Origin of the sequence: Accumulibacter sp. (assembly GCF_036625275.1) — a bacterium.
Lineage (GTDB): Bacteria > Pseudomonadota > Gammaproteobacteria > Burkholderiales > Rhodocyclaceae > Accumulibacter.
The window spans coordinates 1-10,802 of sequence record NZ_JAZKUD010000111.1 but is presented as its reverse complement, the minus strand read 5'-3'; the positions used below and the strand labels follow the sequence as shown (position 1 = coordinate 10,802).

Here is a 10,802-nt window from a genome sequence, read left to right as displayed (position 1 = left end):
AAAGAATTCCCCCATCGAGTATTCAATGATCTTGAATCGGTTCGCCGGCAGCTTGAGCACGGTCTGCCGAGGTTTGCAGCAAATAGAGCTGGCATCCGGAGCCTCACTGCCTGGCCTTGGATTGTTAGTATCAACTTGAACGCGCACTAGAATAAGAGAGAGGCTAGAACGGAGCTTTTTGCCGGAGGGGAATCCTGTCTCCCTATCCCGAACTTTCTCACTGGATTGCCCGCGTTTCCACTCATTTTCCGGGTTGAACTAAACCGCTGGCGCGGTGGTGGGAAGGCCGACCGCCGGGTTGTTGTTTCTGAAGGGGGTTCGTTCTGAGAAGGCGTAGTTGCGCGAGTTGAGCGTCATGGGTCCGATCATCGCGATTGGGCATTTTCCCGATCTTGATGAGGAGAACGAGATGACCGAACTACGTCAGCGGATGACCGACGCGATGGTGCGACGGGGCCTCGCCGAGCGGACGAAGGAATCGTATCTGGCCGGTGTTACGGGTCTGGCCAAGTATGACTGGCTCTCGCCTGACACGCTGGATGCCGAGGCGATTCAGGCATCCCGGTTGCCCCTGATCACCGAGAAGAAGCTCGCCTACACCAGCGTCAACCCAGCGGCCTGCGCCTTCCGGTTTCTCTTTGCGACCGTGCTTGGGCAGAAGTCCGTGGCCTTCGACATCCTGATGAATCAGGTGCCGAAACGCCGGTCGCAGGTACTCACGCGCGACGAGGTGCAACGCTTGTTCGTGCAGTGCGGCGACCTGCGTTCGCGCGCGGTGCGGATGACCACCTACGCGGCCGGACTGCGTCTGTCGGAAGTTTGCGCGCTGCCACTTGGCGACATCGAGAGCGCGCCGGATCAGATGGGCATCAAGGTCCGCCAGGGGAAGGGCGGCCAGGATCGCTACACGCGGCTCTCGCCGCGTCTCCTCGATCCCCTGCGCCTGTCCTGGCGTGCTCGCCGCCCGCGGCTCTGGCTGTTCCCCAACCGCAGCGGTGACGGCCCGCTCTTCGACCAGACCGCCCAGCGCATGTCCCACGCGGCTCGCCGCGCCGCCGGTATGGAACACGGCGGCGGTATCTACACTTGGCGCCACGCCTTCGCCACTCACCTGCTCGAAGCCGGCGTCGATATCCATACCATCCCGCGCCTGATGGGACAGGGTCACGTCCGCACGACGACACGCTACTTTCATCTGGCGCACACCCACCTGATCGGCCCCCCTCGCCACTCGAACTGCTCAATCCCGACTGAGCGGCGTCCGTGCCAGCGGTCGGCCTGGCCGGAGTGCTGGCCACATTCGGCCCAGCCGATCTGGCGCGATGAAGTCTCTGGGGAGCGCGGCAGCCCGTGTCTGGCGTGCGATCCTCGCCTGTCGCACCACGATTCTGGGGGGCCACATCGAGACCTGCGATCACTGCGGGACGGTGCGGCACGTCGATCATTCGTGCCGCAACCGGCATTGCCCGCAATGTCAGACCCGCGCGAAGGAGGCGTGGATTGCCGCACGGCGGCGCGAAGTGCTGCCCGTGCCGTACTTCCACCTCGTGTTCACGCTGCCGCATGATCTCCATGGTCTGATGGCCGCGGCCCCACAGCCGCTCGACGAGAACCTGTTTTCGGCGGTTTCGGCAACGCTCCTGGGTAAAGATTCACCCCCCCAAAAAAATTTCCCCCAGCAGTAATTTGCATGTCATAATTCTGCTACTCAACCACGAACCGACGCCATACACCTCGGCAAGCACGACCTTCTGCAAATGGACGCCAAGTGGCTGAAGAAGCTGCCAGCGGAGCGATTGCTGGACGGGTCTATCCGCCTGCGGGATGACGTCAAGGAATGGCAGGATCGTCTGAATCAGAACCCAGCCAACAGCTCGCGGCCCCCGACCAGCCAGGCGCCTTGGGAGAAACCCAGCGCGGGCGAGGAAGAGGCCGAAGGGATGCCGGCGAAAGTCCCGGAAGCGGCGACGGAGGCGATGGACACGGCGGATTCGACGGAAGAAACCGTCCCGCGGGACGTGCCGCCGCCCTTGCCGCCGAAGGCGTCGGACCGAACGGCCGGCAAGCAGCCCGGCAGTCCGGGTCATGGCCGCACCCAGCAGCTCATGGGGACCGACACGTGCGAGCACCGGCCGGCGTGCTGCGCGGCTTGTGGTCGGGCACTGGCGACGGATACACCGTCGCAGGCCTACCCGGCCTGGGATGAGGTCAATATGGCGCCCCCCGTCGACGGTCAGATCGGGTTGATCTTCCGGGTCACGCGTCACCAGAGGCTCGAAGTGAGCTGCCCCTGCGGGCATACCACCCGTGCGCTGCCGTGGCGTGCGCCAGCCGACAGCCTGTGGGATCGGGTGGGACTGGGCGAATGGCGCCTGGTGGGTCCGCAATGGGCCGGGAGGATCGTTTTCCTGGCGCTGCGGATGCACCTCTCCCGGCGGCGCATTCGCGAACGACTAAGGGAGCTGTTCGGCTTGCTGCTGAGCATCGGCGTGATCGATGAGACGATCCGCGAAGCGGGGCGCGCCAGCGACCCGCTGGAAGACGCCCTGGTCACCGAAGTCAGGCAGGCCGCGGAATGGTTCGTCGATGAAACGTCGTGGCGGGAACGCGCCCAATGGCTCTGGCTCTGGGCGCTGGTCACGACCCACACCGTGGTGTTCTTCATCGGCTACCGCACGGCGGAAATTCTGCAAAACGCCCTGCAAGACGGTTTTGATGGCCTCCTCATCCGTGATGGCGACCGAATCTACCGCGCTTGGGAGAACCGCCTGCGCTGCTGGGCGCACCTGATGCGCAAGCTGCGGGGACTGGCCGAATCAAGCGATGCTCGGGTGGCGGAGGTCGGAAAGGAGAGGGAAGGGCTGATGAAGACCTGGATGGCCGCCATTGACACGGCGCGAATCGACCCGCCGCCGGAAGGACTGCGGATTCGCTACGCCGCGGCCATCGAGCGGCTACGGCAACTAGGCGAGGCGCACCAGGCGGATGACCACCAGGGGCTGGGCAGCGTCGCCCGCGAATTCCTGTCCGACTGGAAGGTCATCCTGCGCCCGGTCGACGAGCCCCATCTGTCGCTGACGAACAACGCCGCCGAACAGCCGCTGCGGCACGGGGTGATTGCGCGCTACCTTAGCCACGGCACTCGCTCCGAAGAAGGGTCCCGCGCCTTTGCTCTCTTGGCCAGCGTCATCGAAACCTGCCGCCGCCGCGAGGCATGCGCCTGGCGCTATGTCGGCACCGTCATCGAGGCTGCCCGCAAGGGCCTCGAACTTCCCGCGCTCCCCGCCATCCCGGTAGCTGCGTAGAGGGTGAATCTTTACGCTCCTGGAGTTCGCCTCCAGCCCGCGACATCTCGGTGGCGTGCCGGCATTCTCGCGGGTGCTGCACCCCTGGAAGCAGGATCTCGGCCGGCCTGTCCCTCTCCAGGCGCGGATGGTTGGTGGCGCCCTGTCGGCAAGAGGGGAGGGGAAACGGCCATGACTTTCATGATCGGGGGTGCCTGGAAAAGTCATGGCCGTTGGTCCTCCGCTGGCACGCGTCGGTAGATCGCGATATTCTTCGTTCCATGCCACACACACCCAACCCGAACGACCGAAACCGCGCCAGCCTGGCTGATTCGGCCTTGTTTCTGGCGCGGACCCGCCGCTGATGAAGGCCGTGATCCTTGCCGGCGGTGCCGGCACCCGGCTGGCGGAAGAAACCATCGTCCGGCCCAAACCGATGGTTGAAATCGGTGGCAAGCCGATTCTTTGGCACATCATGAAAATCTATGCCAGTCACGGGATCAACGACTTCGTGATCTGCCTGGGCTACCGCGGCTACGTCATCAAGGAGTACTTCGCGAATTACTTTCTGCACCTGTCGGATGTCACCTTCGACATGGCGACCAACCGGATGGAAGTCCACCAGCGACACGCCGAGCCCTGGCGGGTCACGCTGATCGACACCGGCGATGCCACGCAAACGGGTGGGCGCCTGCGACGCGTGCGCGCGCATGTCGAAAACGAAGAACTCTTCTGTTTCACCTATGGCGATGGCGTGGGCAACGTCAACATCAGCGGGGCAATCGACTTCCATCGCCGGCAGGGAGTCCGCGCGACCGTCACTGCAGTGACCCCGCCCGGTCGTTTTGGCGCACTTGAGATGGCTGGCGATCGTGTTCTTGCCTTCCGGGAAAAACCGGTGGGCGATGGCGGATGGATCAACGGCGGATTCTTCGTTCTCCAACCCAACGTGCTCGACCTGATCGATGGCGACTCGTGCCTGTGGGAAGCCGGGCCGGTCGAGCACTTATCGCAGACCGGCCAACTTGCCGTGTGGCGACATGAGGGTTTCTGGCAGGGAATGGATACGCTACGGGACAGGAATCATCTCGAACAACTTTGGGCATCGGGGATTGCTCCGTGGAAGATCTGGTGATCCAGCCTGTTTTCTGGAAAGACCGGCGTGTCCTGCTGACCGGCCATACCGGCTTCAAGGGGAGCTGGCTTGCCATGTGGCTGCAATCCATGGGTGCCAGAGTGGTCGGTTATGCGCTGCCGCCGAGCACGCACCCCAACCTGTTCGAACTCGCTGGCCTGGACAGGCAGATGGTGTCGATTCTCGCCGACATCAGGGATTCTGAACGGCTGCGCCGTGCCTTCACCGACCACCCGCCGGAAGTCGTCTTTCATCTCGCCGCACAAGCCTGGGTCCTCCGCTCCTATACTGACCCGGTCGAAACCTACTCCAGCAATGTCATGGGCACGGTCAATCTGCTCGAAGCTGTTCGCCAAGTACCCGGAGTGCAGGCGGTCGTCATCGTCACCAGCGACAAGTGTTACGAAAACCACGACGGCAAGGCCCATCGCGAAAGCGACCCGCTCGGCGGATGCGATCCGTACAGCAGCAGCAAGAGCTGTGTCGAACTCGTCACCGCCGCGTATCGCTCGTCCTTTTTCAAGCCGGCTGACCCTGCCGGACACAGCGCTGCCATAGCGACGGCGCGCGCCGGCAATGCCATCGGTGGTGGCGACTGGTCGCCGGACCGATTGATTCCAGACGCCATCCGCGCCTTTGTGGACCAGCGTCCGTTACCTGTGCGTCATCCCCAGGCAATCCGCCCATGGCAGCATGTCCTTGAGCCGCTGGCCGGTTATCTGCTGCTGGCCGAGCAACTCTGCAGAAAGGGAACGGCCTTCGCCGAGGCCTGGAACTTCGGTCCGCCCGACCAACACCGCGTCGAACAGGTCATCGACAAGCTGGCCAGCCTCTGGGGGGAGGAAGCGACCTGGGTCAGCGACCAGGCCTCTCATCCACAGGAAGCACACTGCCTCCGGCTCGACGCCTCGAAAGCGATCTCGGCGCTAGGCTGGCAGTCGCGCTGGTCGCTCGATACGACCCTGCGGATGACCGTTGACTGGTACCGTGCACACTTGAGCGGCGCAGACATCGACGCCATTTCCAGACAACAAATCGACCGCTATTGCCGGGACCCAGGAAACCCGTTCGTGACATGAGCACTGACGAATTACGACGACAGATCCTCGAACTCGTCGAGCGCCATGCCGGTGAGGTGCAGTCGGCGCCGCCGGCCTTTCGCCCCGGCATCAGCGCGATCCCAGCCGCTGGCAAGGTCATTGGCGGCAGCGAGATCCGCCACCTGGTCGATGCCGCACTGGACGGCTGGCTGACCACCGGGCGCTTCAACGACAAATTCGAACGCCTGATCGCACAACGCATCGGCGTGCAGCAGGCGCTCAGCACCAACTCGGGGTCCTCGGCCAATCTGCTGGCACTCTCGGCCCTCACTTCGCCGCTACTGGGTGAACGCGCGCTGCAGCCGGGCGACGAGGTCATCACCGCGGCAGCGGGTTTCCCCACCACCATCAACCCCATCCTGCAAAACGGCCTCGTGCCGGTATTCGTCGATTCCGAATTGCCAGGCTACAATCCGACACCGCAGGCCATTGCCGCCGCCATCTCTCCGCGCACCCGCGCCATCATGCTGGCCCATGCGCTGGGCAATCCGTTCGAGGCTGCCGCCCTGCGCGAGCTTGCCGACCGGCAAGGCATGTGGCTGATCGAGGATTGCTGCGACGCCTTCGGCTCACTTCTCCACGGCCGCAGTGTCGGCACCTTTGGCCACCTCGGCACGCTGAGCTTCTACCCCGCCCACCACATCACCACCGGCGAGGGCGGCGCAGTCTTCACCGACCTGCCGCTGCTGGCACGGGCGCTTGCATCCTTCCGGGACTGGGGCCGTGACTGCTACTGCGCGCCGGGCAAGGACGACACCTGCGGCAAGCGCTTCGACTGGCAGCTCGGCGACCTGCCGCGTGGTTACGACCACAAGTACACTTACTCGCATGCCGGATACAATCTGAAAATGACCGACCTGCAGGCGGCGCTGGGGGTGGCGCAACTGGCCCGCCTCGACGAATTCATCGCCGTGCGCCAGCACAATTTCGCTCACCTGAAGGCGCGCCTGCAGGCCTGCGAGGAATTCCTGATCCTGCCTGAAGCGACACCCGGCAGCGATCCTTCCTGGTTCGGCTTCCTGCTGACCCTGCGCGAGAACGCGCCGTGCGACCGGGTCGACCTGCTGCGCTTCCTGGACCAGCACAAAATCGGCACGCGCCTGCTATTCGCCGGAAACGTCACACGGCAGCCTTACCTGCAAGGGCGCCGGTTTCGCATCAGCGGCGATCTGGCGACTGCCAACGTCATCACCGAGCGCAGCTTCTGGATTGGCGTCTATCCCGGACTGAGCACGGAAATGCTCGACTACGCCGCAGACAAGATCGGTGAATTCCTGGGAGTCGGATTCTGATGACGCGGCTGCCGCCCATATCCCGTGACGACCGGGAACATATCGTCCGCCACACGACGGAGATCTGGCGCGACCTGGCCGGAGCGAATTTCTTCATCACCGGCGGAACCGGGTTCTACGGCAAATGGCTGCTCGAGAGCATCGCCGCGGGCAATGATCTGCTCGGCGCCCAGGCCCGGGCCACGATCCTGAGCCGCGATCCGGCCCGCTTTGCCAGGGAAGTGCCGCACCTCGCGGCACGCCGGGAGTTTTCCTGGCAAGTCGGTGACGCTGCGGATTTCACCTTTCCGGACGAGTCCTTCGACTACGTCTTCCACTTCGCCACCGCCTCGGCCGCAGAGGTCGGCTGTGGTGGCACGGCGATCATCCTGCAGACCCTGCGCGGCACCGAGCGGGTGTTGCTGTTCACTCGCACCAAGGGCGTCAAGCGCCTGCTGTTCGCCAGTTCGGGGGCCATCTATGGTCCTCAGCCGGCTGATCTGAGCCATATCCCGGAGGGCTACCGCGGCTGCCCTGATCCCAGCGATCCCGCCTCTGCTTATGGTGAAATGAAGCGCATCTCCGAAATCCTATGCGTATCGTCCGGCGTCGACTGCGTCATTGCCCGCGGCTTTTCCTTCCTTGGCCCCTACCTGCCGCTGACCGACAAATTCGCCGCGGGCAGCTTCATTCGCGACGCACTCGCGGGAGGACCGATCAGGATATACGGCGACGGAACGCCGGTGCGCAGCTATCTTTATGCCGCCGACCTGGCGATCTGGTTGCTGGCGATTCTCGTTCGGGGTAGATCCGGCATTGCATACAACCTCGGTAGCGACCAATCGATTGTGCTGAGTCGCCTTGCGAGCCTGATCGCAGAAAGGGTACTGGCAGCTTGCACCGTCGAGCGGCAAGGAAATCATGGCCATGCCATGGATGATCGCTACGTCCCGGACGTTTCTCGTGCCAGACATGAGCTTGGCCTGGCGATCGGCATCAGCCTGGAATCCGCGATCGAGCGCAGTCTTGCCTACGCGCTTTCCCTCGGTTCAGGCAAACCCCGTGGCAGTGCCACCACGGCGAGGCCGTCCACATGAGCTGGCTGAACCCGTTGCCGGCGATCCTGCAACACCGCTACCTGCTTGGTCAACTGATTCAGCGCGAAGTCCTGGCCAGGTATCGGGGGTCCGCGCTCGGCATCGGCTGGTCCTTCCTCAATCCCCTGCTCCTGCTGTTCGCATTCACCCTGGTATTCGGCGGGGTGTTCGGCGGCCGCTGGAGTGGCGAAGAATCCGGGAAATCGGGATTTGACATGGCCTTGTTCATCTATTGCGGACTCGCGGTGTTCGTTCCCTTCGCCGAGGTCATCGGCAGCGCGCCGAAAATCCTGCTGGCGAATCAGCACTTCGTGCGCAAAGTGGTGTTTCCGATCGAGATCCTGCCGCTCTCTGGCCTGGTGGCCGCCAGCGTCCACGGAACTTCCCATGTCGTGCTGCTCGCCGCGGCCGCCCTGATGGCAGGGCATATTCATTCGACCACGCTTCTGGTCCCGCTGGTCCTGCTCCCCGCCTGGATCCTGACGCTCGGACTGGCCTGGTGGCTCGCCGCCGCCGGCGCCTACATGCGCGACATCGGCCATGGCATGCCTGTACTCACGCAACTGCTGATGTTCGGGCTGCCGGTGTTCTATCCGGGCAGCGCGGCGCCAGCCTTCCTGAGAACAATCAACGCATTCAACCCGGTCGCCGTGGCTATCGAGGATCTGCGCCTGGTCCTGCTTGTCGGCACCCCGCCCCCCTGGGCGAACTGGGCATTGATGCTGTTTATCGCCCTGGCCTGCGCCCTGAGCGGTTACGCATTCTTCAGCCGCTGCCGTGAAGAATTCGCCGATGTCCTCTGAAGCGGTGATCTCGGTTTGCGACGCCAGCAAGATCTACCGGGCCTATGACCATCCGCTGCATGCCTTGCTGGCGCGCGTCACCGGAGGGCATTTTGGCCGATACCAGGAATTCCACGCCTTGCGCAACATCAACTTCGAGGTCAGGCGGGGAGAAAGTGTCGGTATCGTTGGTCGCAACGGATCGGGCAAGAGTACCCTGCTGCAACTAATCTGCGGCATTCGCCAGCCGACCTCGGGCACCGTGACCGTCACCGGGCGGATCTCTGCTCTGCTCGAACTCGGTTCCGGATTCCATCCCGATTTCACCGGACGCGAGAACATATTCATGCAGGGCGCCATCGTCGGTCTCGACCGGCGCGAGATGGAGGAGCGATTCGACTACATCGCAGCGTTCGCCGACATTGGCGAATACCTTGAGCAGCCGGTCAGGACCTATTCCACGGGGATGACCATGCGCCTTGCCTTTGCCGTCGCGACCAGCATCGATCCGGAAATCTTGGTCGTCGACGAAGCACTAGCGGTGGGCGACACGGCCTTCCAGGTCAGATGCATGAACCGTATGCAGGAACTCATTGATTCCGGCGTTACGATGCTTTTCGTATCGCACAACGCCTACCAGGTACAAAGGATGTGCAAGCGGGCCATCTATCTGGCCGAGGGTATCAAGCGCATGGACGGACATCCCTTCGAGATCCTTCCCCGCTACGAATCAGATTTACTGGGAGACATGCGACCGGTACCGAAGACCGGGGTTCTGAATCCCTTGTTTCGCTTCATCGATGCGTGCTGTGACACATCGAATAACATTGCGGACACTAAATTCTATATCATTCATGAGGGCCAGCCACTTGTAATAACGATGCGCTACACCCTCGCCGCAGACCTGCAGCGTGGACTGCAGATCGGCTTCCTGCTGAAGTGTGTCGATGGCTTTCGGGTGCTTGGCGAAACGTCCAACCATGCCACCTTGTGTCCACCGACCGCCTGCGGCGAACATGCCGTGCGCGTGATTTTTGCGCCGAATCTTCTGCTTGCAGGAAACTACACCTTCTCGATGTCGGCCTTTGACAGCAGTTACATCGAGCAATACGGATTCGTTGAACATGCACTCGCGCTACACGTCGTGGCTTCGGGGTCCAACCCATTGCACCGTATCGGGTCGGTCGCGCTGCCACACGAGTGGCAGGTCGTTGCCTGACTTCCGCGCATGCAACGATTTCCCCCTTAGAAGACTGCGAATCGGCCCATGAAAACATTCATCGGAACAGCACACCGTGAGCGCATCCTGAAGTCATTTTTCCCCGGCTGCCGCGTCCTCGTGTGGGGATCGGGTGACGAGTCCCTTTGGTTCGCAGACCGTCTGCCCACCGGCGCAACGCTCACCAGCATCGACCATAACGCGGCGTGGCATGAACGCATCAAAGCCAAGCTTGGCGTGCGCAGCAATGTCCGCCTGCTGGTTTTTCCACCATCCGCGCCCATGGGACGAAACGCAACCATCGAGGAAGAAGATCCCGTGCCGGTACAGGATTATATCCGCGCCATGGAAGGCGAAAAGTTCGACGTAATCCTGGTCGACGGCGTCGCTCGAAATGCCTGCCTGGAGCAAGCGCGCCACCTGCTGCGCCCGCGTGGCACGGTATTCCTGCACGACGCACACCGACCATGGTATGACGCGGGGAAAGCCCTATTCGTTGCTCACGGTACCGTTGGTTCGTGTCCCGAGTACCCGGCGTCATTGCTTTGGTGGGGCGGCACAGAACATGAGCATCCCCGCTATTCGGTCGGAGCACTGCCCGTTGTCATCAGTTTCTTCACCGAGGGCACATCCTATGAGCAAGAAGTCAAGAACCTGAAAGAATCGCTTGAGCTATTCGGCATGGAAGCAGATATTCAGGGAGTTGCACCGCTAGGGACTTGGGAGCGGAATTGCGCCTACAAGGCGCGCTTTATTCGCGACACCTATTTTCGCCTTGATCGACCTGTCTTATGGCTGGATGCCGATGCAGTGGTTCGCGACTATCCTCTGCTGGTGGCGGGCGCGGAAGCGGATTTCGCTATTCACCGTTGCGCGGGATGGCAGTTCGCAAGCGGAACACTCTATTTCAACCG

The 10,802-nt window shown here is 62.7% G+C and carries 8 protein-coding genes and 3 pseudogenes; all 11 read left to right on the top strand.

Going from position 1 to position 10,802, the window contains the following annotated elements; all coding sequences use genetic code 11:
• Positions 1-355: 355 nt before the first annotated feature.
• A pseudogene (locus V5B39_RS19995) lies at positions 356-1,144 on the top strand (site-specific integrase); the annotation flags it as partial.
• Positions 1,145-1,263: 119 nt separating this feature from the next.
• Positions 1,264-1,640: pseudogene (locus tag V5B39_RS19990) on the top strand (IS91 family transposase); the annotation flags it as partial.
• Between the two features lie 87 nt (positions 1,641-1,727).
• Positions 1,728-3,305, top strand: a complete 1,578-nt coding sequence (gene tnpC, locus V5B39_RS19985; protein WP_434735733.1) for an IS66 family transposase — start codon at positions 1,728-1,730, stop codon at positions 3,303-3,305.
• A gap of 13 nt (positions 3,306-3,318) precedes the next feature.
• Positions 3,319-3,477, top strand: a pseudogene (locus tag V5B39_RS22330) (IS91 family transposase); the annotation flags it as partial.
• Positions 3,478-3,648: 171 nt separating this feature from the next.
• Positions 3,649-4,419 carry a glucose-1-phosphate cytidylyltransferase gene (gene rfbF, locus V5B39_RS19980; protein ID WP_332344596.1) on the top strand — a complete coding sequence of 257 codons (771 nt, stop codon included), beginning with the start codon at positions 3,649-3,651 and terminating at the stop codon, positions 4,417-4,419.
• Positions 4,416-5,498: a CDP-glucose 4,6-dehydratase gene (rfbG, locus tag V5B39_RS19975; RefSeq protein ID WP_332344595.1), complete on the top strand. Its 1,083-nt coding sequence runs from the start codon at positions 4,416-4,418 to the stop codon at positions 5,496-5,498. The genes rfbF and rfbG overlap by 4 nt, the downstream gene beginning before the upstream one ends.
• Positions 5,495-6,811, top strand: coding sequence for a lipopolysaccharide biosynthesis protein RfbH (rfbH, locus tag V5B39_RS19970; protein WP_332344594.1), 1,317 nt, complete (start codon positions 5,495-5,497; stop codon positions 6,809-6,811). Before rfbG ends, rfbH begins: the two co-directional genes overlap by 4 nt.
• Positions 6,811-7,887, top strand: coding sequence for an NAD-dependent epimerase/dehydratase family protein (locus V5B39_RS19965; RefSeq protein ID WP_332344593.1), 1,077 nt, complete (start codon positions 6,811-6,813; stop codon positions 7,885-7,887). Before rfbH ends, V5B39_RS19965 begins: the two co-directional genes overlap by 1 nt.
• A complete protein-coding gene (locus V5B39_RS19960) occupies positions 7,884-8,690 on the top strand; it encodes an ABC transporter permease (RefSeq protein ID WP_332344592.1) in 807 nt (268 codons plus the stop codon). The genes V5B39_RS19965 and V5B39_RS19960 overlap by 4 nt, the downstream gene beginning before the upstream one ends.
• Positions 8,680-9,888, top strand: coding sequence for an ABC transporter ATP-binding protein (locus V5B39_RS19955; RefSeq protein ID WP_332344591.1), 1,209 nt, complete (start codon positions 8,680-8,682; stop codon positions 9,886-9,888). Before V5B39_RS19960 ends, V5B39_RS19955 begins: the two co-directional genes overlap by 11 nt.
• A 48-nt stretch (positions 9,889-9,936) precedes the next feature.
• The coding region (locus V5B39_RS19950; protein ID WP_434735732.1) for an O-methyltransferase at positions 9,937-10,802 on the top strand (866 nt) is incomplete at its 3' end.

Bases quoted from the DNA above. Each gene is read 5' to 3' on its own strand.
- rfbF (WP_332344596.1), top strand. From the start codon at position 3,649: ATGAAGGCCGTGATCCTTGCCGGCGGTGCCGGCACCCGGCTGGCGGAA.
- rfbH (WP_332344594.1), top strand. From the start codon at position 5,495: ATGAGCACTGACGAATTACGACGACAGATCCTCGAACTCGTCGAGCGC.
- V5B39_RS19965 (WP_332344593.1), top strand. From the start codon at position 6,811: ATGACGCGGCTGCCGCCCATATCCCGTGACGACCGGGAACATATCGTC.
- V5B39_RS19960 (WP_332344592.1), top strand. From the start codon at position 7,884: ATGAGCTGGCTGAACCCGTTGCCGGCGATCCTGCAACACCGCTACCTG.
- V5B39_RS19955 (WP_332344591.1), top strand. From the start codon at position 8,680: ATGTCCTCTGAAGCGGTGATCTCGGTTTGCGACGCCAGCAAGATCTAC.